23 protein-coding genes are annotated in these 24346 nt (G+C 71.4%); 14 read left to right on the forward strand and 9 right to left on the reverse strand.

Annotated elements, in window-relative coordinates:
• Nucleotides 1–13: 13 nt before the first annotated feature.
• From mshD to pstB, 11 genes are all read left to right on the forward strand, one after another.
• Nucleotides 14–952 carry a mycothiol synthase gene (mshD, locus tag BLW14_RS14490; RefSeq protein WP_093707722.1) on the forward strand — a complete coding sequence of 313 codons (939 nt, stop codon included), beginning with the start codon at nucleotides 14–16 and terminating at the stop codon, nucleotides 950–952.
• A 90-nt stretch (nucleotides 953–1042) separates the two neighbouring features.
• Nucleotides 1043–1453: a GntR family transcriptional regulator gene (locus BLW14_RS14495; RefSeq protein ID WP_093707723.1), complete on the forward strand. Its 411-nt coding sequence runs from the start codon at nucleotides 1043–1045 to the stop codon at nucleotides 1451–1453.
• Nucleotides 1450–2340 carry an ATP-binding cassette domain-containing protein gene (locus tag BLW14_RS14500; protein ID WP_093707724.1) on the forward strand — a complete coding sequence of 297 codons (891 nt, stop codon included), beginning with the start codon at nucleotides 1450–1452 and terminating at the stop codon, nucleotides 2338–2340. Before BLW14_RS14495 ends, BLW14_RS14500 begins: the two co-directional genes overlap by 4 nt.
• Nucleotides 2337–3353, forward strand: a complete 1017-nt coding sequence (locus BLW14_RS14505; protein WP_256332778.1) for a hypothetical protein — start codon at nucleotides 2337–2339, stop codon at nucleotides 3351–3353. The genes BLW14_RS14500 and BLW14_RS14505 overlap by 4 nt, the downstream gene beginning before the upstream one ends.
• A gap of 251 nt (nucleotides 3354–3604) precedes the next feature.
• The gene (locus tag BLW14_RS14510) at nucleotides 3605–5860 is read left to right on the forward strand and encodes an RNA degradosome polyphosphate kinase (RefSeq protein WP_018519687.1); all 2256 of its coding nucleotides are present in this window, start codon (nucleotides 3605–3607) and stop codon (nucleotides 5858–5860) included.
• Nucleotides 5826–6866, forward strand: a complete 1041-nt coding sequence (locus BLW14_RS14515) for a CHAD domain-containing protein (RefSeq protein WP_093707725.1) — start codon at nucleotides 5826–5828, stop codon at nucleotides 6864–6866. Before BLW14_RS14510 ends, BLW14_RS14515 begins: the two co-directional genes overlap by 35 nt.
• A complete protein-coding gene (locus BLW14_RS14520; RefSeq protein ID WP_093707726.1) occupies nucleotides 6863–7294 on the forward strand; it encodes an NUDIX hydrolase in 432 nt (143 codons plus the stop codon). The genes BLW14_RS14515 and BLW14_RS14520 overlap by 4 nt, the downstream gene beginning before the upstream one ends.
• 220 nt (nucleotides 7295–7514) lie before the next feature.
• Entirely contained in the window at nucleotides 7515–8651 is a 1137-nt protein-coding gene (pstS, locus tag BLW14_RS14525) for a phosphate ABC transporter substrate-binding protein PstS (RefSeq protein ID WP_093707727.1), read from the forward strand.
• 129 nt (nucleotides 8652–8780) lie between these two features.
• Nucleotides 8781–9767 carry a phosphate ABC transporter permease subunit PstC gene (pstC, locus tag BLW14_RS14530; protein WP_093707728.1) on the forward strand — a complete coding sequence of 329 codons (987 nt, stop codon included), beginning with the start codon at nucleotides 8781–8783 and terminating at the stop codon, nucleotides 9765–9767.
• Nucleotides 9764–10843 (forward strand): phosphate ABC transporter permease PstA, encoded by a 1080-nt coding sequence (pstA, locus tag BLW14_RS14535; protein ID WP_093707729.1) that lies wholly within the window; start codon nucleotides 9764–9766, stop codon nucleotides 10841–10843. Before pstC ends, pstA begins: the two co-directional genes overlap by 4 nt.
• A gap of 27 nt (nucleotides 10844–10870) precedes the next feature.
• Nucleotides 10871–11647: a phosphate ABC transporter ATP-binding protein PstB gene (gene pstB / locus BLW14_RS14540; RefSeq protein WP_018519693.1), complete on the forward strand. Its 777-nt coding sequence runs from the start codon at nucleotides 10871–10873 to the stop codon at nucleotides 11645–11647.
• A 119-nt stretch (nucleotides 11648–11766) separates the two neighbouring features.
• Here pstB and BLW14_RS14545 read toward each other — a convergent pair whose 3' ends face one another.
• On the reverse strand, nucleotides 11767–12765 hold the full coding sequence (locus BLW14_RS14545; RefSeq protein WP_093707730.1) for an inorganic phosphate transporter: 999 nt from the start codon (nucleotides 12763–12765) through the stop codon (nucleotides 11767–11769).
• A 5-nt stretch (nucleotides 12766–12770) separates the two neighbouring features.
• Nucleotides 12771–13391 (reverse strand): DUF47 domain-containing protein, encoded by a 621-nt coding sequence (locus BLW14_RS14550; RefSeq protein ID WP_026242618.1) that lies wholly within the window; start codon nucleotides 13389–13391, stop codon nucleotides 12771–12773.
• A 200-nt stretch (nucleotides 13392–13591) separates the two neighbouring features.
• On the opposite strand from BLW14_RS14550, the gene BLW14_RS14555 reads away from it, so the two are divergent.
• Complete coding sequence (locus BLW14_RS14555; RefSeq protein WP_018519696.1) at nucleotides 13592–13969, forward strand: metal-sensitive transcriptional regulator; 378 nt, start codon at nucleotides 13592–13594, stop codon at nucleotides 13967–13969.
• Between the two features lie 11 nt (nucleotides 13970–13980).
• Here the strand turns inward: BLW14_RS14555 and BLW14_RS14560 are convergent, their stop codons facing one another.
• Both BLW14_RS14560 and BLW14_RS14565 read right to left on the reverse strand, forming a co-directional pair.
• A complete protein-coding gene (locus tag BLW14_RS14560; protein ID WP_018519697.1) occupies nucleotides 13981–14175 on the reverse strand; it encodes a hypothetical protein in 195 nt (64 codons plus the stop codon).
• Between the two features lie 140 nt (nucleotides 14176–14315).
• A complete protein-coding gene (locus BLW14_RS14565; RefSeq protein ID WP_093707731.1) occupies nucleotides 14316–15176 on the reverse strand; it encodes an SCO4651 family lipoprotein in 861 nt (286 codons plus the stop codon).
• Between the two features lie 366 nt (nucleotides 15177–15542).
• Here BLW14_RS14565 and BLW14_RS34490 point away from each other — a divergent pair, with 366 nt between their 5' ends.
• Entirely contained in the window at nucleotides 15543–15716 is a 174-nt protein-coding gene (locus BLW14_RS34490) for a hypothetical protein (protein ID WP_018101683.1), read from the forward strand.
• Between the two features lie 42 nt (nucleotides 15717–15758).
• Nucleotides 15759–17348: an FAD-binding oxidoreductase gene (locus BLW14_RS14570; RefSeq protein ID WP_093707732.1), complete on the forward strand. Its 1590-nt coding sequence runs from the start codon at nucleotides 15759–15761 to the stop codon at nucleotides 17346–17348.
• A 90-nt stretch (nucleotides 17349–17438) separates the two neighbouring features.
• Here BLW14_RS14570 and BLW14_RS14575 read toward each other — a convergent pair whose 3' ends face one another.
• From BLW14_RS14575 to BLW14_RS14600, 5 genes are all read right to left on the reverse strand, one after another.
• A complete protein-coding gene (locus BLW14_RS14575) occupies nucleotides 17439–18170 on the reverse strand; it encodes a phosphatase PAP2 family protein (protein ID WP_093707733.1) in 732 nt (243 codons plus the stop codon).
• Nucleotides 18171–18413: 243 nt separating this feature from the next.
• Nucleotides 18414–19397 carry a C40 family peptidase gene (locus tag BLW14_RS14580; protein ID WP_177154220.1) on the reverse strand — a complete coding sequence of 328 codons (984 nt, stop codon included), beginning with the start codon at nucleotides 19395–19397 and terminating at the stop codon, nucleotides 18414–18416.
• 654 nt (nucleotides 19398–20051) lie between these two features.
• Nucleotides 20052–21941, reverse strand: a complete 1890-nt coding sequence (locus BLW14_RS14590) for an alpha/beta hydrolase (RefSeq protein ID WP_093707735.1) — start codon at nucleotides 21939–21941, stop codon at nucleotides 20052–20054.
• Entirely contained in the window at nucleotides 21938–22201 is a 264-nt protein-coding gene (locus tag BLW14_RS14595) for a hypothetical protein (protein WP_093710728.1), read from the reverse strand. Before BLW14_RS14595 ends, BLW14_RS14590 begins: the two co-directional genes overlap by 4 nt.
• A 336-nt stretch (nucleotides 22202–22537) precedes the next feature.
• Nucleotides 22538–24298: a hypothetical protein gene (locus BLW14_RS14600; protein ID WP_256332781.1), complete on the reverse strand. Its 1761-nt coding sequence runs from the start codon at nucleotides 24296–24298 to the stop codon at nucleotides 22538–22540.
• Nucleotides 24299–24346 lie beyond the last annotated feature (48 nt).

The following is a 24346-nucleotide window of genomic DNA, read 5'->3' on the forward strand; positions in this document are numbered from 1 at the left end:
TACGCTCGGACACATGACGACAGACGCACCCCTCCCCGCCCCCGGACGCGAGATCCAGACGCTCGACTCCCTCTCCCCCGACCAGGCCGCGGCCGTCTCCGACCTGCTCGCCGAGGCCGCTCGGTCCGACGGCCGGCAGGCCGTGTCGGAGCAGGGGCGGCTGCAACTGCGGGGCGGGGAGCGGGAGGGCGTACGGCACTTCCTGCTGTCCACCGGGGGCGTGCTCGCCGGATACGCGCAGCTGGAGGACACCGACCCCGTGGAGGCGCCGGCCGCCGAGCTGGTCGTCCACCCCGCGCACCGGGGCCACGGCCACGGCCGGGCGCTCGGGGCCGCCCTGCTCGCCGCCACCGGGAAGCGGCTGCGGGTGTGGGCGCACGGCGGGAAGGCCGCGGCGCGCCACCTCGCCCAGGTCCTCGGCCTCTCCCTGTTCCGGGAACTGCGCCAGCTGCGCCGCCCGTTGAGCCCGCTGAACCTCGCCGAGCCGGCCTTTCCGCCGGGCGTCACCGTGCGCACCTTCGTCCCGGGCGAGGACGACGCCGCCTGGCTCGCGGTGAACCGCGCGGCGTTCGCCCATCACCCCGAGCAGGGCTCGCTGACCCAGCGCGACCTGGACGACCGCAAGGCGGAGCCCTGGTTCGACCCGAAGGGCTTCTTCCTGGCGGAGCGGGAGGACGGCGCGGGCTCCACCGAACTGATCGGCTTCCACTGGACGAAGGTGCACGCCGATGAACAACTCGGCGAGGTGTACGTGGTCGGCATCCGGCCCGACGCGCAGGGCGGCGGCCTCGGCAAGGCGCTCACCGCGACCGGGCTGCGCCACTTGGCCGCCGAGGGGCTGCCGACCGCGATGCTCTACGTCGACGCGGACAACCCGGCGGCCCTCGCCGTGTACGAGCGGATGGGCTTCGTGACGCACGAGGTCGATCTGATGTACCGCACGGAGTCCTGACCGCTCCTCAACTCTTCTCGGGGCGGCGTCGCTTGACGCCGCCCCTTCCTTACGCCACCCTTTCACTACTCAATTAGTGAAAGGGTGCAGATGGCAGAGTCCGCGGCAGTCGAGTTCCGCATAGACCGGCGCAGCGGCGTCGCCACGTACCTCCAGATCGTCCAGCAGACCAAGCAGGCCCTGCGCCTGGGCCTGCTGGAGCCCGGCGACCGGCTGCCCACCGCCCGCGAGGTGGTCGAGGCCACCGCGATCAACCCGAACACCGTGCTCAAGGCGTACCGCGAGCTGGAACGCGAAGGGCTCGTCGAGGGCCGTCGCGGCCTCGGCACCTTCGTCACCGGAACGCTCGGCGGCGCGGCGGCCGCCGACGACTCCCCGCTGCGCGCCGAACTCACCGGCTGGGCGGGCCGGGCAAGGGCCGCCGGTCTGGACCGGGACGACGTGAGCGCACTCTTCACCGCCGTACTGGACAGCACCTTCGAGGGGGACCAGGACCGATGACAGGTACAGCGCTGATGGCCGACGGCCTCGGCATGAGATACCGGGGCAGGCGGGGCGGCTGGGCCCTGCGCGACTGCGCGTTCCGGCTCCCGGCCGGCGCGGTCTGCGCGCTCGTCGGCCCCAACGGCGCCGGCAAGTCCACCCTGCTCGCCCTGGCGGCGGGCCTCCTGCGGCCGGCCGAGGGAACGATCCGGGTCCTGGGCTCGGCGCCCGGCGAGGCCCGCGCCCGGATGGCGTACGTGGCCCAGGACAAGCCGCTGTACCCGGGGCTGACGGTCGCCGGGACGCTGTGGGCGGGGGCCGAACTGAACCCCGGCAGCTGGGACCGGGACGCCGCCGAGCGCGTCGCCGGACCGCTGCCGTCCGACGCGAAGGTCCGCGAGCTGTCCGGCGGGCAGCGCACCCGCCTCGCCCTGGCCCTCGCGCTCGGCAAGCGGGCCGAACTCCTGCTGCTCGACGAGCCGATGGCCGACCTCGACCCGCTCGCCCGCCACCAGCTGATGGGCGTCCTGATGGCCGAGGCCGCCGAGCACCGGACCACCATCGTGATGTCCTCGCACATCCTCGGCGAACTGGAGGGCGCCTGCGACCACCTGCTCCTCGTCGACGGCGGCCGCGTCCGCCTCGGCGGCGAGACGGACGACCTCATCGCCGCCCACGCCGTCCTCACGGGCCCGGTCCGCGACCTGACCCCGCACACGGTGGTCGAATCCCGCACCACGGGCCGCGCCCTGACCGCCCTGGTCCGCCCGGAGGGCCCGGTCGACCCGGCCTGGGACCGGGCCGAGCCCTCCCTCGAGGAACTGCTGCTCGCCCACCTCCGCTCCCCCGAGGTCCCCACGCTGCTCACGCCGAGCGCGACGGTCCACGAGGCGGTGCCGGCATGAGCGCGCTCACCGACGTCACACCCGCCGCGCCGCGTACGGCCCGGCCCGGGCCCGCCCTGGGCGCCGGTGCCCGCGTTCTCCTGCGCCAGCACCGGTGGGCCCTGTGGCTCATGGTCGCCCTCGCCCTGGTCTGGATCGCCGTCGTGGTCGGCTTCACGCTGTGGGCCGGACACGTCAACGACGCGTTCGAGGCGAGCCCCTGCACGACGACGGTGACCGACCGCGTCTGCGACGGCCGGTGGCAGGAGTTCGACCTCGCCCTGTCGGTCCGGCAGAAGGTGCTCGGCTATGCGGGCCTCTGCGTGACCGTGATGCCCGGACTCGTCGCCGCGTTCGTCGCGGGCCCGATGATCGCCAGGGAGTTCGAGAGCGGTACGTACAAGCTCTCCTGGACGCAGTCGGTGTCCCCCGTCCACTGGCTCCTCGCCAGGCTCGCGGTACCGGCCGCACTGCTGGTCGCGGGGGTGTCCGTCCTGTCCGCCGTCTTCGCCTGGGCACGGGCGAGGACGGAGGGCCTGTACCCGGTCAACCGGTTCGGCGACGCCGCCTTCGGCGCGCTGGGAACGGCACCCGTGGCGTACGCCCTGCTCGGGCTCGCTCTCGGAGCGCCGGCCGGACTCCTGGCCCGCCGCACCGTGCCCGCGACGTCCATGGCCGTGCTCGCCACCGCCGCGGTCGCCATGGCGCTGAACCGGGTGCGCGGCCGGCTCTGGCCGCTGAACACGCAGACCAGCACCGGCTCGAACCCGCCCCAGACGCCCGAGGGCACGTGGCTCGTCGAGACCGGCCGACTCACCGGCGGCGGTGGCCGGCTGCCGCTCGACACGTGTTGGGAGGCCGGATCCGGAGCCGACCGCTGTCTCGCGGACCGCGGCGTCACCGGCTACTACGTCGACTACCACCCCGTATCCCATTTCTGGCCCCTCCAGCTCACCGAGACCGGCATCCTGCTCGTCCTCGCCGCGGCCGCCACCGCCCTCGCCTTCCGGGTGCTGCGCCGCTACCACGCCTGAGGGGTTCCCAAACCCGCCCGGGGCTCCGGCCCCGGGCGGGCCGCCACACACGGCCACTCACCGCTTCCCGCACGTCATGTCGTCGTAACCGGGCATTCAGACGGCCTTGCGACCCTCGCAGGATGCAGCCAGCTGTGCCGTCCCCCCGCAACGGCCGAAATCCCGGCAGAACGCGCCCCGGCCGCGCCGTTCCCGCGATCTCGTCCTCCTCCGACGCGCCCCCGGAGCGCTCCGCGCGGAACAATGGGCTCATGAGCCAGCAGCCCAGCTCCGAGGTCCCGGTCCAGCCCGCCGCCCAGCCCTCCGTCGGCGCCCTCGCCGCACACCGGCCGCACGCCGTCGCCTCCCCCTCGTCCCACGGGCCCGGTCTGTCCACCGCGGCGGACCTCGATCCCGACATCGACGCGGACGCCGACGCCTACGAGCCCGATGTGGACGGGGACGAGCTGCCCCAGGGCCGGTTCCTGGACCGGGAGCGCAGCTGGCTCGCGTTCAACGAAAGGGTGCTCGAACTCGCCGAGGACCCCACCACGCCCCTCCTGGAGCGGGCCAACTTCCTGGCGATCTTCGCGTCCAACCTGGACGAGTTCTTCATGGTCCGGGTCGCGGGCCTCAAGCGCCGCATCGCGACCGGGGTCGCCACCCGGTCCGCGTCCGGCCTCCAGCCCCGCGAGGTGCTGGACCTGATCTGGACCCGGTCCCGCGAGCTCATGGCCCGGCACGCCGCCTGCTACCAGCAGGACGTCGCCCCCGCCCTGTCCGACGAGGGCATCCAGCTGATCCGCTGGCCGGAGCTGACCGAGAAGGAGCAGGCCCGCCTGTTCACCTTCTTCCGCCAGCGCGTCTTCCCCGTCCTCACCCCCCTCGCCGTGGACCCTGCGCACCCCTTCCCGTACATCTCCGGCCTCTCGCTGAACCTCGCCGTCGTCGTACGCAACCCGGTCAGCGGCCACCGCCACTTCGCCCGGGTCAAGGTGCCGCCGCTGCTGACCCGCTTCCTGGAGGCGTCGCCGCAGCGCTACGTCCCCATAGAGGACGTCATCGCGGCCCACCTGGAGGAGCTGTTCCCGGGAATGGAGGTGCTGGCGCACCACATGTTCCGGGTCACCAGGAACGAGGACCTGGAGGTCGAGGAGGACGACGCCGAGAACCTCCTGAAGGCCCTGGAGAAGGAGCTCATGCGGCGCCGCTTCGGCCCGCCGGTCCGCCTGGAGGTCGAGGAGTCCATCGACCCGTACGTGCTGGACCTGCTCGTCCGCGAGCTGAAGGTGTCCGACGCCGAGGTCTACCCGCTGCCCGGACCGCTCGACCTCACCGGGTTGTTCGGCATAGCGTCGCTGGACCGGCCCGAGCTGAAGTACCCCAAGTTCATCGCCGGCACCCACCGCGACCTCGCCGAGGTGGAGTCCGCGTCCGCACCGGACATCTTCGCCGCCGTACGCGAACGGGACGTGCTGCTGCACCACCCGTACGACTCCTTCTCCACCTCCGTCCAGGCCTTCCTGGAACAGGCGGCCGGCGACCCCGACGTCCTCGCGATCAAGCAGACGCTCTACCGGACCTCCGGCGACTCCCCGATAGTGGACGCCCTCATCGACGCCGCCGAGTCCGGCAAACAGGTCCTCGTCCTCGTCGAGATCAAGGCCCGCTTCGACGAGCAGGCCAACATCAAGTGGGCGCGCAAGCTGGAGGAGGCGGGCTGCCACGTCGTCTACGGGCTCGTCGGCCTGAAGACGCACTGCAAGCTCTCCCTCGTCGTCCGCCAGGAGGGCGACACCCTGCGCCGCTACTCGCACGTCGGCACCGGCAACTACCACCCGAAGACGGCCCGGCTCTACGAGGACCTCGGCCTGCTCACCGCCGACCCCCAGGTCGGCGCGGACCTCTCCGACCTCTTCAACCGGCTCTCCGGCTACTCCCGTCGCGAGACCTACCGCCGCCTGCTCGTCGCCCCCAAGTCGCTGCGCGACGGCCTGGTCGCCCGCATCACCAAGGAAGTCACGCACCACCGGGCCGGCCGCCCCGCCTACGTACGGATCAAGGTCAACTCGATGGTCGACGAGGCGATCATCGACGCCTGCTACCGGGCCGCCCAGGCCGGCGTCCCCGTCGACATCTGGGTACGCGGCATCTGCGCGATCCGCCCCGGCGTCACCGGCCTCTCGGAGAACATCCGGGTCCGCTCGGTCCTCGGCCGCTTCCTCGAACACTCCCGGGTCTTCGCATTCGGCAACGGCGGCGAACCCGAAGTCTGGTTCGGCAGCGCCGACATGATGCACCGCAACCTCGACCGCCGCATCGAGGCCTTGGTCCGGGTCACCGACCCCGCCCACCGCGCCGCCCTCAGCCGCCTCCTGGAGACCGGCATGGCCGACACCACCTCCTCCTGGCACCTGGGCCCCGACGGAGACTGGACCCGGCACTCCGTCGACGCGGACGGCAAGCCCCTGCGACACGTACAGGAAATGCTCATTGACGCCCGGAGGCGCCGGCGTGCGACGCCCTGACCAGCAGACCACGGCCGCCGCCCCGGCCCACGCACCCGGCACCACCGGCGTGAGCGCGGCGGCGGTACTCGGCCCCTACCTGCGCACCCAGGCCGCGGACTTCCTGCGCAGCCTGCGCCTGCACCGCGAGAGCACCGCCCCCACGGACGCCGGCTCCCGCGCCGCCGAACAGGCCGCCACCGCGCTGCGCCGCTCGTCCCGCCGGATCGGCTCCGCCCTGCGCACCTTCCGCACCGCGCTCGACCCCCTCTGGGCCGAGCAGCTGCGCACCGAACTGACCTGGCTGTCCGGCACCCTGGCCCGCGAGCACGCGTACGCGGACCGGCTGGCCCGCCTCCTCGAAGCGCTGCACGGCCTGTCCGGCGACCCCGTGCTCCCCGCCGCCCGCACCCCCGGCGACTCCGCCGGACAGGGCCGCCCCGTCCTCGGCGTCGGAGCCGCCCGCGCCGGCGCCCTGCTGGAACGGCAGCTCACCCTCGCCCGGACCCGCGCCCACTCCGCCGCCCTCCAGGCCCTCGGCTCCGCCCGCTTCCACGCGGTCGCCGACTCCGTCGCGCTGCTCGCCTCCGAGGTCCCGCTCTCGCCCGCCGCGGCCGGCCCCGCCCGCGAACTGCTGGGCGAACCCGCGTACCGGGCGGAACAGCGGCTGCTCGGGGCCGTCGCCGCGCTGCCCCCCGACGAGTCGGCGGAACCGTACAACGAGGCGCACGACGCGCCCTGGCACCAGATCCGGCTGCTGCTGCGGCTGCACCGGTACGCGCACGAGGTGGTGCACGGCGCCCCCGACCCGGTCCTGGCCGCCCCGGTCCGCGCCCTGGACCTGCACCGGGACGCGGCAGAGGCGGCCGGCGCGGCTGCCGCGGCCGCCCGCACACCGAGGATCGCGCCGGCGACCGCGTACGCCCTCGGCGTGCTGCACGCCGACCAGCGCCACGAGGTCGAGGCGGCGCGCACGGTGTTCCGCGGCAGCTGGCCCTACGCGACGACGGGCGCGGCCCGGTCATGAGCGGCACGGTGCGGGCGGCGGGCTGCGTGCTGTGGCGCCGGCCGCCCGCGTCCGCCGGCGGCGTGGAGCTCTGCCTCGTACACCGGCCGCGTTACGACGACTGGTCCTTCCCCAAGGGCAAGCTGAAGCGCGGCGAGTCCCCGCGGGACGCGGCGCTCCGCGAGGTGCTGGAGGAGACGGGCCACCACTGTGTGCCGGGGCCCGTGCTGCCCGTGGTCCGGTACGTCGCCAACGGCCGCCCGAAGGAGGTCACGTACTGGTCCGCCGAGGCCACGACGGGCTCCTTCACCCCGAACGACGAGGTGGACGCGGTGCTGTGGCTCCCCCCGACGGCCGCCCGCACCCGCCTGACCCAGCCCCGCGACCGCGAGGTCCTCGAAGCGGCGCTGACGACACTTCCGGGGAATGCCGGCCCGTCCGGCGTCTGAGGACGGAACCCGACGCCCACGACCGGGGTGCCGCGCGTGCCGCCGCCCGCGGAACCCAAGGGCCCGCCACGGTTCACCCCCCGTTCACCCACCCCCGTAAACCACGTCACCTGATCTGCCTAATTTCAGACCTACCGGGTGCAGCGATCAGCCACTGCACCGCCCGCGTCGCACGCCGCCCGCAAGCAGCCGCGGCGGCTTCTGGAAGGAACACCCGAAAGTGAAGCTTCAGCGCAAGAACCGGCTTCGTGCCACCGCGCTCGGTGCCCTCGCCGTCTCCGGCGCCCTGGTCCTCACGGCGTGCGGTTCGGACGACAACAGCGGCGACACCTCCACCACCGGCGGCGCCAAGACGAAGGCCGCGTCCAACGTCAAGTGCGACGGCGCCAAGGGCCAGCTGCGCGCCTCCGGCTCCAGCGCGCAGAAGAACGCCATGGACCTCTGGGTCAAGGAGTACATGGCCGCCTGCTCCGGCGTGGAGATCAACTACAACTCCTCCTCGTCCGGCGAGGGCATCGTCGCCTTCAACCAGGGCACCGTCGGCTTCGCCGGCTCCGACTCGGCGCTGAAGCCCGAGGAGGTCGCCGACTCCAAGAAGATCTGCAAGACCGGCCAGGGCATCAACCTCCCGATGGTCGGCGGCCCGATCGCGGTCGGCTTCCACCTCGAAGGCGTCGACAGCCTGACCCTGGACGCCCCGACCCTCGCCAAGATCTTCGACACGAAGATCAAGAAGTGGAACGACGAGGCGATCGCGAAGCTCAACCCCGACGCCAAGCTGCCGGACAAGGCGATCCAGCCCTTCCACCGCTCCGAGGACTCCGGCACCACCCAGAACCTCGGCAAGTACCTCGGCGCCGCGGCCCCGAAGGACTGGAAGTACGAGGCCGAGAAGAAGTGGCCCGCCCCCGGTGGCCAGGCCGCGTCCGGCTCCTCCGGCGTCGCCACCCAGGTCAAGCAGGTCGACGGCTCCATCGGCTACTTCGAACTGTCCTACGCCACCTCGCAGCAGATCTCCACGGTCTCCATCGACACCGGCGGCTCCGCCCCGGTCAAGGCGTCCTCCGAGAACGCCTCCAAGGCCATCGCCGCCGCCAAGGTCAAGGGCACCGGCAAGGACCTGGCGCTCGACCTCGACTACACCACCAAGGCCGACGGCGCCTACCCGCTGGTCCTCGTCACGTACGAGGTCGTCTGCGACACCGGCAACAAGGCCGACACCCTCGGCACCGTCAAGTCCTTCCTGACCTACACCGCCTCGGCGGACGGCCAGAAGCTCCTCACCGAGGCCGGCTACGCGCCGATCCCCGAGGAGATCAACGCCAAGGTCCGCGAGACCGTCGCCGGCCTCTCGTAACCAGCCGTACGACACCCGACGCAACCGGCGGCCGGTCCGGAACACCCCTCCGGACCGGCCCGCCACCCAGCCCCTCCGGTGCACCGCCGCCAGGGGAGCCCCGGCTCCCCCACACAGACCGGAAAGACCATGGCTTCCACCACACAACAGATACAGACCCCGCCGGGCAGGCGCTTCCGCCCCCGGTCCACGGGCCGCGCGGGCGACCGGATCTTCCTCGGCCTCTCCCGCGGCTCCGGCATCCTGCTCCTGGTGATCATGGCGTCGATCGCCGTGTTCCTCAGCTACCGCGCCGCCATCGCCATCTCGAAGGACGAGGGCAACTTCCTCACCACCTTCGACTGGAACCCGGCCGGTGACCCGCCCGTCTTCGGCATCGCCGTCCTGCTCTTCGGGACCGTCGTCAGCTCCGTCATCGCGATGGTCATCGCGGTCCCGGTCGCCGTCGGCATCGCCCTGTTCATCTCGCACTACGCCCCGCGCAAGCTGGCCGGCGCCATCGCGTACGTCATCGACCTGCTCGCCGCGGTCCCCAGCATCGTCTACGGCATCTGGGGCGCCCTCGTCCTCGTGCCGTACCTGGAGGGGCTGAACCTCTGGCTCGACCAGTTCTTCGGCTGGACGTACGTCTTCGAGAAGACCGAGATCGGCGTCGCCCGCTCGCTGTTCACCGTCGGCATCCTCCTCGCGGTCATGATCCTCCCTATCGTGACCAGCGTCAGCCGCGAGGTCTTCCTCCAGGTCCCCCGGATGAACGAGGAGGCCGCGCTCGCCCTCGGCGCCACGCGCTGGGAGGTCATCCGCCTCTCGGTACTGCCCTTCGGCCGCTCCGGCGTGATCTCCGCCTCGATGCTCGGCCTCGGCCGCGCGCTCGGCGAGACGATGGCCGTCGCCACCGTCCTGTCGCCGAACTTCCTGATCTCGCTGCACGTGCTCAACCCGGGCGGCGGGACCTTCGCCCAGAACATCGCCGCGAAGTTCGGCGAGGCCGACGCGTTCGGGCGGGACGCCCTGATCGCATCCGGCCTGGTCCTCTTCGTCCTCACCCTGCTGGTCAACGGCGCCGCGCGGCTCATCATCGCCCGCCGCAAGGAGTACTCGGGGGCCAACGCATGAGCCACGCCACCACCGTCCGGGACATCCCGACGCCCGCACCCGCCGCGCCGAAGCCCGGCCTCAGCAGCCGGTCGCTGCCCCGCCTCGCCCCGCTCGGCTTCGCCGTCGCCGCGATCGTCCTGGGCGTCGGCCTCGGCCTCGCCGCCGGCTGGCAGAGCCGTGTGCAGTGGGGCCTGATCTCCGCGCTGTTCTTCCTGGTGATCTCGTACGTCACCACCAGCGTCGTCGAGAACCGGCGCCAGGCCAGGGACCGCCTCGCCACCAGCCTCGTCTGGGTCTGCTTCCTGCTCGCCGTCGTCCCCCTCGCCTCGCTGCTCTGGACCACCGTCAGCCGAGGCTCCGAGCGCCTGGACGGCTACTTCCTGACCCACTCGATGGCCGGCGTCCTCGGGCCCGAGGCCAGCGGCGGCGTCTACCACGCCCTGATCGGCACCCTGGAACAGGTCGGCATCGCCACCCTGATCTCCGCCCCGCTCGGCCTGCTCACCGCCGTCTACCTGGTGGAGTACGGCAAGGGCGCACTCGCCAGGGCCGTCACCTTCTTCGTCGACGTGATGACCGGCATCCCGTCCATCGTGGCCGGCCTCTTCATCCTCTCGATCATGCTGATCGCGGGGCTGGAGCCGTCCGGCCTGATGGGCGCGCTCGCCCTCAGCATCCTGATGATCCCGGTCGTGGTCCGCTCCACCGAGGAGATGCTCAAGCTCGTCCCGAACGAGCTCCGCGAGGCATCGCTCGCCCTCGGCATCCCGAAGTGGCGCACCATCCTGAAGGTGGTCCTGCCGACCGCGATCGGCGGCATCGCGACGGGCGTCATGCTCGCCGTCGCCCGCATCGCCGGCGAGACCGCGCCGATCATCCTGCTGGTCTTCGGCAGTCAGCTGATCAACACCAACCCCTTCGAAGGCGCCCAGTCGTCACTGCCGTTCTACATCTACGAGCAGTACAAGATCGGTGAGGCCGCGTCCTACGACCGCGCCTGGGCAGCGGCCCTGGTCCTGATCGCCTTCGTCATGATCCTCAATCTGGTGGCCCGCGGCATCGCCCGCTGGAAGGCCCCCAAGGCCGGGCGCTAGGCCCGCCGGAAAGCAGCAGTGATTCAGATGGCCAAGCGCATTGACGTCAGCGGACTGTCGGCCTACTACGGCAGCCACAAGGCGATCGACGACATCTCCATGACCGTGGAACCCCGCTCGGTGACCGCCTTCATCGGCCCCTCCGGCTGCGGCAAGTCCACCTTCCTGCGCACCCTGAACCGGATGCACGAGGTCACCCCCGGCGGCCGCGTCGAGGGCAAGGTGCTCCTGGACGACGAGAACCTGTACGGGGCCGGCGTCGACCCGGTCGCCGTGCGCCGCACGGTCGGCATGGTCTTCCAGCGCCCGAACCCGTTCCCCACCATGTCGATCTTCGACAACGTGGCGGCGGGCCTGCGCCTCAACGGCTCGTACCGCAAGAGCGCCCTCAACGACATCGTCGAGAAGTCGCTGCGCGGGGCGAACCTGTGGAACGAGGTCAAGGACCGGCTGAACAAGCCCGGCTCCGGCCTCTCCGGCGGCCAGCAGCAGCGCCTGTGCATCGCCCGCGCCATCGCCGTCGAGCCGGACGTGCTGCTGATGGACGAGCCGTGCTCCGCCCTCGACCCGATCTCCACCCTCGCCATCGAGGACCTGGTGGGCGAGCTGAAGGAACGGTTCACGATCGTCATCGTGACCCACAACATGCAGCAGGCGGCCCGCGTCTCGGACCGGACGGCCTTCTTCAACCTGGCGGCGGTCGGCAAGCCCGGCAAGCTCATCGAGATCGACGAGACGGAGCGCATCTTCTCCAACCCGTCGGTCCAGGCCACCGAGGACTACATCTCCGGCCGCTTCGGCTGATCCGTCCCGGTCCCCCGTACGGCCTTGGGGTGCTGCATGGCGGTGCCACCACAAGGCGAAAAGGGTCCGCCCCGCACTCCCTCGGGAGTGCGGGGCGGACCCACGTACAGCAGCCGGCGTCAGCCGAACATCAGGTAGACGACCCCGTAGCTCCCGGCGGCGACAAGCGCCGCCGCCGGCATCGTGATGAACCAGCCGAGGATGATGTTCTTCGCGACCCCCCAGCGCACCGCGTTCACGCGCTTCGTCGCGCCCACACCCATGATCGCCGAGGTGATCACGTGCGTGGTCGAGATCGGCGCGTGGAAGAGGAAAGCCGAGCCGAACATGATCGACGCGCCCGTGGTCTCCGCGGCGAACCCCTGCGGCGGGTCGAGCTCGATGATCTTCCGGCCGAGCGTACGCATGATGCGCCAGCCGCCCGCGTACGTGCCCAGCGACAGCATCAGCGCGCAGACGAGCTTCACCCAGACCGGGATCGGGTCGTTCGGGGACTCGACGTCGGCGATGACCAGGGCCATCACCACGATGCCCATCGTCTTCTGCGCGTCCTGGAGGCCGTGACCGAGCGCCATGCCCGCGGCAGACACCGTCTGCGCGATGCGGAATCCGCGCTTGGCCTTGTGCGGGTTGGCCTTCCGGAACATCCACATGATGGCGACCATCACCAGATAACCGACCACCAGGCCGATCACCGGGGAGACGAACATCGGGATGACGACCTTGTCGAGCACCCCGTCCCAGTGCACCATCGTCCCGCCGGCCAGCGCCGCGCCGACCATGCCGCCGAACAGCGCGTGCGAGGACGACGAGGGCAGCCCGAAGTACCAGGTGATCAGGTTCCAGATGACGGCGCCGACGAGCGCGGCGAAGAGGATGCCCATCCCCTTGTGGCCCTCGGGCGTCGCGATCAGGCCCTCACTGACGGTCTTGGCGACCCCACTGCCGAGGAACGCGCCCGCGAGGTTCATCACCGCCGCCATCGCCAGCGCCGCACGCGGGGTCAGCGCCCGCGTCGAGACCGACGTGGCGATCGCGTTCGCCGAGTCGTGGAAGCCGTTGGTGTACGTGAAGCCGAGCGCGACACCGATGGTCACGATCAGTACGAAGGTGTCCACGTGGTTCAGGACTCCTTGACCGCGATGGTCTCCACCGTGTTCGCGACGTGCTCGAACGCGTCGGCAGCCTCTTCCAGCACGTCCACGATCTGCTTCAGCTTCAGCACCTCTATGGCGTCGTACTTGCCGTTGAAGAGGTGGGCGAGCAGCTTGCGGTGGATCTGGTCGGCCTGGTTCTCCAGGCGGTTGACCTCGATCCAGTACTCGGTGAGGTTGTCCATCGTGCGCAGACCCGGCATGGCCTCGGCGGTCAGTTCGGCCGCCCGCGCCAGCACCTCGACCTGCTGCTCCACGCCCTTGGGAAGCTGGTCGATCTGGTACAGCACGACCAGGTCGACGGCCTCCTCCATGAAGTCCATGATGTCGTCGAGCGACGACGCGAGGTTGTAAATGTCCTCGCGGTCGAACGGCGTAATGAAGGAGGAGTTCAGCTGGTGGAAGATCGCGTGGGTGGCGTCGTCCCCCGCGTGCTCCGCTGCCCGCATACGCTCCGCGATCTCGACTCGGGAGGCAGAATCCGCCCCGAGCAGTTCCATCAGGAGTTTCGAGCCCGTGACGATGTTGTCCGCGGATGCGGAGAACATGTCGTAGAAGCTCGTCTCCCTGGGGGTCAGACGAAAACGCACGTGGGGTCCTCGGGGTGCTTTGGATTCGGTCAGGCTGATGCTAGGCGCATCATCCGGCCACGGCTAACCGGCATTCTTCAGTGTCGCGCATCAGGCACAGTGATCAGCACGGGACCCCGGTCACGTTTCAGCTGAATTCGTTAGGATATACCCACCAGGGGTATTCAAACGGCAGGGTAAAGGGAAAACGGGAGGCAGCAATGACGACCACCGAGGCCACGGGCACGCAACCCGCACCGGACGCGGCACCCGGCGCGGCCCCCGTCGAAGCCGTCGTGACCGACCACGACCGCGGAATACACGGCTACCACCACCAGAAGACCGAGCACCTCAAGCGCCTGCGCCGCATCGAGGGCCAGATCCGCGGCCTCCAGCGCATGGTCGACGAGGACGTCTACTGCATCGACATACTCACCCAGGTCTCGGCGTCCACCAAGGCCCTCCAGTCCTTCGCGCTCCAGCTCCTGGAGGAGCACCTGCGCCACTGCGTCGCCGACGCGGCCCTCAAGGGCGGCGAGGAGGTCGACGCGAAGGTCGAGGAGGCCACCAAGGCCATCGCCCGCCTGCTGCGCACCTGATTCCGCCCCCGTCAGCCCTGGTGGTGGCCCTGCCGGGGAACGGTGGTGCGGTCGGTGCCCGCCTTCACGTCGAGCACCTCGTCGATACGGTCCGCGCTGAGCCGTTCCCCGATCGCCGCCGAGGCCGCGATCATCAGTTCCCCGCACAGCTCGATCTCGGCGAGCGCCACATGGTCCGATACGGCCGGGGCCCCGAGCGTCACCACGTCACTCACCTCTCACTGCCGTCACCGGCTTTCCAGGGTAGAGAGCCCGACACGCGCCGCGCATGGCACGGACGGACCATTTCGCCGCCACCGGAGGGCTAGGGCGTGTCCCAGGAGACGCGGGGCCGGTGCGATTCATCTCACGCCCGCCCCTGCTCGATCTCACCGGTGTAGATGTCCCGCTCCGCCGGCAGCCGTACGGCCACCGGCGCCCCGAACCCGTACAGCAGCGTCGTCGAGACCACCTCCGCCGCCGCGCCCTCGTTGGCGAAGCTGAACCGGTGGCGCACCTTGCGCAACCGGCCCTCCTCGTCCAGATACGCGTCGAACGGCACGGTCCGCGTGCGGAACCCTTTCGCCGCCGCCGCCAGCGACGCCCGCGAGCCGGGACCCGCCTGCCGCGCCGCCCGGCCGATGTCGGCCGTCCCCCGGTAGTGCCGTACGGTCACCCCGGCCAGGTCCGTCTCGCCCACGTACGTCACGGCCCCCGCGCCGCGCAGCAGTTCGGCGGCGGCCAGCGGATCGGTCACCCCGCCGGTGACGAGGTTCCCGTCCTCCAGCGTCGTCGTGTCGATACGCACCCACTTGCCGGCGGGCACCCCGGCGCCCCGGTTCATCATGTACAGCGCGCCCGGGGCCAGCAGCTCCGTGATCGGCCGGTGCTCCTCCTCGCCCGCCGCGTCCGGCGGCAGCACGACCTTCAGCCGCCCCGCCCCGGCCCGGAAGTCGTACGCCCCGGTTCCGCGGATCGTGACCCGGGTGCCACCGGCCGCCGTCTCCATCGACGTACTCACCCCGGCGCTCGCGACCCCCTCGCCGGCGAGCACCGACGCCGCCCGCCGCACCACATCGGAGGCCCCGTCCCGGGCGTCCGCCGCGGCGGCGGCGCGGTCGACGCCCCCGTCGCCCGCGCACCCGGCGGCCGCCGCCACCACGCCCGCCACGGCGAGGGCACGCAGTGCGCGCACCCCGCCTCCGGCCCTGTGCTGCTGCACCACCATCGCCTGCCATCCCCAACGACGTACCGCTTGCCCGAGGCCCCACCCGCTTCGCATAACGACAGCCCCTGGCGCCTGTAACGTCCTGGACCCCGATTGGCACCATGCGGTGGGCCGGGCGGGGGGCGGGGCGGGTCCGGGGGGTCTGCCGGGCGGGGGGGCGGGGCCGTGTCCGGTCCGAGGCTGTCCGGCCGGCCGGCGCGGGCCCGGTCCGAGGCTGTCCGGCAGGCCGGGGCGGGCCCGGTCCGAGGCTGTCCGGCCAGGCCGGCCCGCAGCGGCCAGGTCCGCGGCACCCGGGACGTCACCCCCCCGGTGGCCCGTTCCCCGGACCCCTCCCGGCCGGGCCGCCCCGCCCAGTACCGTGGTCGCGTGTACGACCAACACGCCGCCGAGGTCCCGCCGGCCCGGCCCGCCCATGAGCCCACCACCGTCGAACGCGGCTCGTTCTGCACCGCCCGCTGCGCCTGCGGCTGGTCCGGCCCCGCCCGCCGGTCACGCGACCGGGCCCGCGCGGACGCCGATGAACACCGCACCACGGCCTGAGCACCGGCCCTCCCCTCCCCCTCTCCCCCACCCGGAGGTCCGATGACCCCGCCGACCCGGCGCTCCCTCCTCGCGGCCGGCGCCGCCGCCGCCCTCACCGGTGCCACGACGACCGCCTGCGAGGGCGCCGACTCGACGGACCCGGCACCCGGCGACACCCCGGCGCCCACCAGGTCCGACCCGTCCCCGGCCCCCTCGAAGTCCGCGCCCTCCGGCCCGGCGGACTGGCCCGCGCTGGCCAAGAGCCTCGACGGCCCCGTGATCCGCCCCGGCGACACCGCCTACCCGACGGCCCGTCAGCTCTACAACACCCGCTTCGACGGCCAGAAACCGGCCGGGATCGCCTACGTCCGGCACGAGGACGACATCCGCGAGTGCCTCGCCTTCGCCCGCCGCGCCTCCGTACCGGTCGCGATCCGCAACGGCGGCCACTCCTACGCCGGCTGGTCGAGCGGCAACGGGCGCCTGGTCATTGACGTCTCGTCGCTCTCCCGCGTGGAGGGGAACGGCACGATCGGCGCGGGCGCCAAGCTCCTCGACGTCTACGAGGGCCTCGCCGCGCACGGCGTCACGATCCCCGGCGGCTCCTGCCCCACGGTCGGCATCTCCGGTCTCACCCTCGGCGGCGGCCACGGAGTCGCCGCCCGCGCCTACGGCCTGACCTGCGACAACCTCACCTCCGCCACTCTCGTCACCGCCGACGGCCACACGGTGACCGCCGACGCCAAACGCAACCCCGACCTCTTCTGGGCGCTGCGCGGCGCGGGCAACGGAAACTTCGGCGTCGTCACGAAGCTCCGCTTCCGTACGCACTCCGCCCCCCAGACCGTCACCGCGTACATGTCCTGGCCGTGGTCGCGCGCCCGGAACGTCGTCACCGCCTGGCAGGCCTGGGGCCCCGACCAGCCCGACGAGATCTGGTCCGCCGTGCACCTCGCGGCCGGCCCCGGCGGCAGCAACCCGACGGTCTCGGTCTCGGCGTTCAGCCTCGGCACGTACGGGGACCTCCAGAACGCCGTCGACCGCCTGGCCGACCGCATCGGCGCACCCGCCACCTCGGTCTCGCTGCGCCGCCGCGGCTACCGGGAGGCGATGCTCGTGTACGCGGGCTGCTCGGGCATCACCGACGCGCAGTGCCACCTGCCTGGCACCACGCCGGGCCGCACCGCGCAGGGCACCCTCCAGCGCGAGACGTACGCCGCCGCCTCCGACTTCTACGACCGCTCACTGCCCCCGGCGGGCGTATCGGCCCTGCTCTCCGCGGTCCAGGCGTTCACCAAGCTCTCCCCCGGCCGGGGCGGCGGCGGCTCGGTCGCGCTGACCGCGCTGGGCGGGGCGGTCAACCGCGTCGACCCGAAGGCCACGGCGTTCGTCCACCGCCGCTCCCGGATGCTCGCCCAGTACATCGGCGCCTGGCGCCCGGGTACCCCGGGCACCGCCCAGCAGAAGTGGCTGAAAGACACCCATGCGGCGATGCGCCCGTACGCCTCCGGCGCGGCGTACCAGAACTACACGGACCCGTCCCTGTCCAACTGGCGCCAGGCGTACTACGGCACGGGGACGACCCGCCTGGCCCAGGTGAAGAAGCGGTACGACCCGGAGGGGCTGTTCACGTACCCGCAGGGGGTGTAGGAGCGGGAGCGCGCTGCGACCGCCCTGACCCCGGAAACACCTGTGCCCCGGAAGCCGATGCCTTCCGGGGCACACGTCAATGCCGGTCCCTCAGGCCGCCAGGCCCTTCTCACCGTCGGAGCCGCCGCCGCGCGAACCGGGCCGCGGCTCGGGGATCCCGACCGCGTCGTCCCGGCCGGAGGCCACCACCCGGGGCCGGCGCGAACGGACGAGCGGGCCCAGGCGGGGCGACCGGGAGACCGCCCCCACCAGAGGCGTCAGCAGCATCATGGCCAGCGGGGCGAGGAGCAACGCGACGGCTGTACCGAGGGCGAAGCCGCCGATGACGTCGGTCGGATAGTGGACGCCCATGTAGATCCGGCAGAAGCCCTCCAGCAGAGCGAGCCCGATGGCCGCGATGCCGAACTTCCGATGGGCGACGAAGAGCCCGACGCCGAGCGCCATCGCCATCGTGGCGTGGTCGCTGACGAACGAGAAGTCGTTCTTGCCGTCGACCAGGACGTCGAGACCCGAGTGGTCCTTGAACGGCCGCGGCCGTTCGACGAATCCGCGGATCGGGATGTTGATGAGCAACGCGATACCGGCCGCGAGCGGAGCCCAGACGAGCCCGGCCACCGCCGACACCGACTCCTCGGCCGTGCCGCGCCGGCGAACGCTCCACCAGCACCACAGGACCACGAGGACCATGCCGAGCATGATCCCGTACTCTCCGACGAACTCCATGACCCGGTCGAACCAGGTGGGAGCGGACTTGGCGAGCCCGTTGATGTCGTAGAGCAGGCTGACGTCGGGGTTCGACCCATCCAGTGCGAGTCCAGCCATCTGCTGCTGCCCCTTGCCTTGTCTGCTGCTGCGGCACACGTCCCTGTGCGCCGCGATTCACGAACCCCCGTGTTGTTCGGTTCGCCCAGGTCGATCAATCACACGCCCACCAGAGAACGACGCGCACCGCGTGTACGTTCCACTCTCCACCGAATGATCACCATGACGTTATCGAAGAGTGACACAACGTCGCAGCTCAGGGCCCGGGCTTCACGGAGAGTTCCGGCCACCGGCACGCGTGGGTCAGGCCGCGGGCTGCGTGGTCGGCAGAGCCGCGGCGCCGTCCTTGGTCACGCGTGTGGCACCGAAGTAATCGGGCGTGTCGATCTTGTCGAACCGGATGACCGCCCCAGTGTACGGAGCGTTGATCATGTACCCGCCTCCGACGTAGAGGCCGACGTGATGAATGGCACGCGAATTCGTCAGATCGTCGGAGAAGAACACCAGGTCGCCGGGGAGCAGTTCGTCACGCGAAGGATGCGGCCCGGCGTTGTACTGGTCGTTCGCCACGCGGGGCAGCTCGATGTCGACCGTGCGGTACGCGGCCTGGGTCAGCCCGGAACAGTCGAACCGCCCGCCCTGCTCGGGCGTACCGTTGCCGCCCCACAGATACTTGGTGCCGAGCTTCTTCTGCGCGAAATAGATGGCCCCGGCCGCCTGCTGGGAGGGCTGCACCCGCCCGACGGGCCGCGCGAAGCTCTTCTCCAGGGACCGGATGATCTTGACGTAGTTCCTGGTCTCGGAGATGTTCGGGACCCCGCCGGACTTGATCACGCGGTACGCCCCCGCGTTGTAGGCGGCGAGCATGTTGTCCGTGGGGTCGCCGGCCACCTTCTTCACGTACCCGGCGAGCTCGCAGTCGTAGGACGCGGCGGACGGGATGGCGTCGGCCGGGTCCCACACGTCCCGGTCCCCGTCCCCGTCCCCGTCGATGCCGTGCCCGGCCCAGGTCCCGGGGATGAACTGCGCGATGCCCTGCGCGGCGGCGGCACTCTGGGCGCGGGGGTTCCAGCCGCTCTCCTGGTAGAGCTGCGCGGCGAGCAGTGCGGGGTTGATGGCGGGACAGAGGTTCCCCCACTTCTGCACGAGCCCCTGGTACTTGGCCGGCACCGCCCCCTTGGCCAACGCGACGGCCCCCCCACCGCCACCCCCCACGAGCCCGGCGGCAGCGGAGTAGGTCCCGACGACAAGCAACGCCACGAAACACGCAGCGCCCCCGACACCCATCCCCACGGCCAACCAGAATTTACGCACCCGTCAACCATCCCCCATCGGGGCGGGTTTCGGGGAGCGCTTTCGACGGTGTGTACGAGTCAACGGGGCGCACGGATGGCGCTCACGAAGCGCCGGCAGACCAGAAGTCGTCGCGGACGTTGGGCGCTGGGATCGGTTCGCCCACGTGCTGCGCCCCCCCGGGCCGCGGAAGAGGTTTTGAGACCGAGGACCGTTCCACGCAGGGCGTAGCCACCTCAAAGAACGCCTGCCCGCGCCCCCCGATAAGCAGCCTCACACGAAATTTGTCTGGTGTTTCAAAATAGGTCGCAGGACTTTGCGCACTGGCATTAACTCCTACTTGACGATACCCCGCCCTCTGCCACTCGCGCTCAACTACACCCAGAAAGCTTCCCCTACGCTCCTCCGAGATCACTGTTGTCACTGCCCTCCTGCGCGATACGTCGCAGCTACCTTCAGTTGACTCCCCGTGCACCCACTCTACCGGCGGCTCGATTCCAGAAAATGTCTCGTCGAGAATCCTATCTGCCCGGTCGGCAGCCTCTTGCATGTTCACTCCGCCACTCCTCCCCTCATCCCCGGATCCACTTGTCGGCGCACAACTCGAAAGCACCAGCACTGCTGCAATCATGGCGCTCGTTCGGACCTTCACCTCGGACCCTCCCGCTCAATCTCGTCTGACTTCCCGGCAACAATTCTTGCGATATTGTCCGCAGATTGCTGATCCTTCGTCGGGTCAAAGTAGTTGGAGTGCGCTTCAGCGGGGCGATGCCCTGACTCGAACACCCGAGGACCGTCGCTAACCGCGAACCTGGTAGCTCCGAAATCCCGGTGCGCGGGATCTGTGCCAAACCAAGTATCACTTTCCTCGGTGTGAGAATCCTGAGCCGCATACCCCGCGGCACCGCCAGCAAATCCACCGGCCACACCACCGAATACCGCCCCGACAGGCCCTCCGCTCAACCCCAGCACAAACCCCGTCGACGCACCTCCCACGACTCCCGTTCCCAAGCCACTTGCTTCCCGGTCGTTAGGCAACTTGGTGACCACATCGTTTTCCGCAGCTCCCACGAAGACGTGTTCCCTCCCAACACCAAGCTCATCCGCAGATCGCGCGTTCGTGCCGGGGCTTCCCACCAGAACAACGTCGTCCACTCCCGGGATCCCGCCTCTCTGCTGAGCCGCGACGCCTACCGTCAACGAGCCGTAGGAATGGCCGATCGCCGTTACGTGAGGATCCGAATTTTGATTCGTAGCAGAAATCCCCGCCATGAATTGGTTGTAAGTAGATGCCCCTGCCTTGGCATTCGCGTCACCCGACACATCCAAACTGCCCACCGGGTCCCCGATCTCCGTCTGCGGCGCGTCGTATCCGAGCCAAACGATTGACGCGACCGTCGAACTCGGATCCATCTCCTTGGCGCCGATTGCAGTATCACGCGCCCGCTTAAGGTCCCCCGTAGCAAAGTCCTTATCCAACGACGTATTCAACCCCGGCACATAAGCCGCAACATTCCGCGCCGTATCCGGGTTCCCGAACGACACGATCGCCCGGCCGTTTCCCTCGTCGCCGATGCCGAGGAGGTACATCGGCGGCTGGCCGCCCTCGTTCAGTTGACGTTGGATCTCCCGCAGCCCCGCCAACCGCACCCCGGACGTCTCGTCCGACCGTCCCTCCAGCTTGCCGATCAGGAGCTGGAGGTTGTCCCGGTTCGCGGTGTCGCGGACAAGGGACGGGATGCCGTCCAGGTTGCCGATCTGGTCCGGGTACACCGCGAGGTACTCCTCGCGCTGTTCGTCCGTCAGGTGCTCCCACCACTCACGCCTCGCCGCAGGCGACGCGTCGCGCGGGATACGGGACTTCAGGTAGCCGCGCGCAGCCTCCCGTACCGCCGCCGCGTCCCCCGCCGCATCGGTCCAGGTGCGGTCCGGGACCTTCAGGCCCTCCTCCGCCTTGAGCCGGCGCAGCACCCGCGCGAAGCGCCAGTCGATCTCCACGGCCGTCCCGACCGCCTTCGCGATCCGGTGCGCGATGTCCTGGGCCTTCGCGGCGTGCGGGTTCGGGCCGACCAGGCCCGAGGGAGGGTACAGACCGGGGTCCGACGTCACCCGCGCCGTGCCGCCCGGGGGTAACGGCGCGCCCTCGACGACACTCGCGCCCCCGGCGGGATACGTCACCGAGCCGTCCGGGTGCACGGTGTACTTCAGCGACTCCGCCTCGTCCAGCGCCCGCCGCAACGCCGTCTGCTGCACCCTCAGGTCGTGCGCGAGGCTGTTCAGCGCGGTGCGGACCAGACCGCACTCGGTGTACACGTACTGCAGGTTCCGGCCCATCCGCCGCAACCGCCCGACCGCCGCGTCGGCGGCCGCGCCATGCTGGTTCTCGCGCAGACCGGTGAGCAACTGCTTCTCGATGCGGTCCCGCCCCGCGTCCGCACGGTTGCTCGCCCTGCCCCAGCCGTCGGCCGCGCTCTCCAGCTCGGCGCATTTGATGTCGCGCAGCTGGGCCCACGTCAGCGCGGCGTCGAGCGCGGTCATCGCTCGACCCCATGGGTCCGGCGCGCGACGGGCGAGAAGGACGACCGCACGGACTCGTTGGTCTCGCCCTGCGCCCGCGCCACGGCGCGAAGGCTGCCCGCGAGCGCCCCGCACTCATGGCGGGCGGACTCGAAGCGCCGGACCCAGGACTCCTGCACGACGCCCAGCTCGGCGAGGGCGCGCAGGCCGGCGGTCCCTGCGGCCAGCCCCTCGTGCGCGGTCGTCAGTTCCGCACGTACGGGCCCGAGATGCGCACCCATCCCCTCCGCACCCCCGGCGGCCCGCAACCACGCACCCCCGCTGTGCCGCAGCTCGCCCCCGCCGACGGAACCCCCACCGACGGGACCCCCACCGGCGGAGCCCCCCGCGGCGGAGCCGCCCCCCGTACCGCCACCCGCCAGATCGCTCAGCCTCAGCCGCGCACCGCTCACCGTTCGCCCCGTTCCTGATCGTGAAGATCGTGGAGCGGCACTGTGCCAAACGCGGCAACCGCGACGCGCCGGACAAGAGGCTGCCGGGGAGCGGGTATCGCCTCGCTCCCCGGGTCTGCCAACGCCTCGCCCCCACCGACGGATCACCCGAACGGTGGACCGGCGCTAACGCCCGTACGTCCTCGGGTCCTCCCTGGTCAGCCGGTCCAACGCCGCCGCCGCGCGGCCCTCCGGCGGGGTGCCGTCCTCCGGTAGGCGCCAGATGATCTGCCGCGCGGTGCCGTCCTCGGCGTGGTACAGGAGGCTGATCGCCGTCTCGTCGGGGTCCCGGAATGCCGTCCCGGCCCAGCCGAGCCGGACGTTCCAACGGGTGAGGAGGTCCGGCCGGCCCCGCAGTCCGGCGGCGATCAGCCGGGCGGCCCGGCGGGCCGGCCACGACCAGCCGTCGTCGCTCTCCGCGCGGGCGACCTCGGCGTCGTACGCGGCGGCGTCGAAGCGGAGCTCGGGCAGCTCGCGTCTGCCGCCCGGCGGAACCGGGCAGCGCCACCCGGACCAGACGACCTGGTCCCCGTCCCGCCGCACGGTGACGTACAGCGCACCGCAGCAGCCCTCGGTGCAGTACGCCTCGGCGAGCTGCACCTCGTGGGGCTCGTCCGTGGCCCGCAGGAGGCCGGTGTCGAGCAGCTCCTCGGGCCCGTTGGCGGGCCCCCGGCCGAAGCAGTCCGGCACGAGCGGGCGCCCGTCGACGAGGATGCGCGCCTCGACCACGGCGGGATCGTCGGGGTCACGATGGTGGACCTCGATGCGCAACGGCGCGGAGGGGGCGCACGGGGAGCGCAAAACGCGCGCCCGCGTACGCCGCATCCACGCGAGCCGCCTCCGCCTGCCGGAATCGTCCCCCTCCAGGCCGAGTACGGCCTGCCACTCCGGCCGGCTCAGGACGGCCGTCAGCTCCGCGAGCGCCGCCTCCCGACGCCCCGGACCCCAGTCGTGCAGCATGACGGGCCCGGTACGCAGCTCCTGGACGGCGGACAGCAGAACCGCCTGATGGCCGGGGGTGGGCGTCAGCAGACCGGCATGCCGCGCGAGTTCCCCGTACGCACGCGGCGCGTCCGGGTAGGAGAGGATCTCGGGCCGGTAGTCCCGCAATGTCGTCATGCGGAACAGCAACCGCCCCGCCCGGGCCACCAGTACGGCACCCTGCGAGGGCGGCAGTTCATCGACCCCTGCCATCAGTTCGGCCAGCCCGGACGCCTCGGCGGCCCTCCGCCCCGTCTCGGGCGACACGTCCGCAGGCAGCGCGGCCACCCGTTCCCGTACGGCGGCACGGTCACCGGAGTCGAGCGCGGCGAGGAGCGGCTTCAGCTCGGGCGCCCCGTCGCGGTTGCGCAGGTCGAGCACGGCGGCGGCCGGCCGGTCCAGGGCGTCGAGCGCGTGGACGACGGGACGTACGAGGGTGCGCAGCACGCCGAGGGTACGGAGATACGGCACGTCCTCCGGTTCGCCCAGGTCCCGCAGGAGGGCGAGGCCGACGCAGACGGCCGGCCGGCTGTAGCCCGTACGCACCAGGACGCGCGCCAGGTCCCGCGCCCGTTCCTCGTTCTCCACCGGCAGCCCGGCGACGAGAAGGCACAGGGTGCGGTGCCGGACGGGCGGATCCAGGGACGCCAGCCGCCGGTGCACCTGCTCCGCCGCCTCGACGGCGTCCGGAGCGACCAGCAACTGCCCCAGCATGCCTTCTACTTCGTCCCTGGTCCGGGTGAAGTCACGGCTCGCCGGGTCGGACGGGACAGGGCGGGGTACGGGTGGTGCCGCGTCGGCCAGGGACCACCGCCCCTCGGGCTCGGCGCGCTGGACACGCAGCGCGCACGCGTAGAGGGACGAGGGCCGGGAAGTGAGCGCTCCGCGCTCTTCCGGGGCGCTCAACGGGCGGGGTGGTTCTCGATTCCACAGGTCATGGACGGGAGTGTGACA

The organism is Streptomyces sp. 2131.1 (genome assembly GCF_900105515.1).
In the GTDB taxonomy this organism is placed as follows: domain Bacteria; phylum Actinomycetota; class Actinomycetes; order Streptomycetales; family Streptomycetaceae; genus Streptomyces; species Streptomyces drozdowiczii.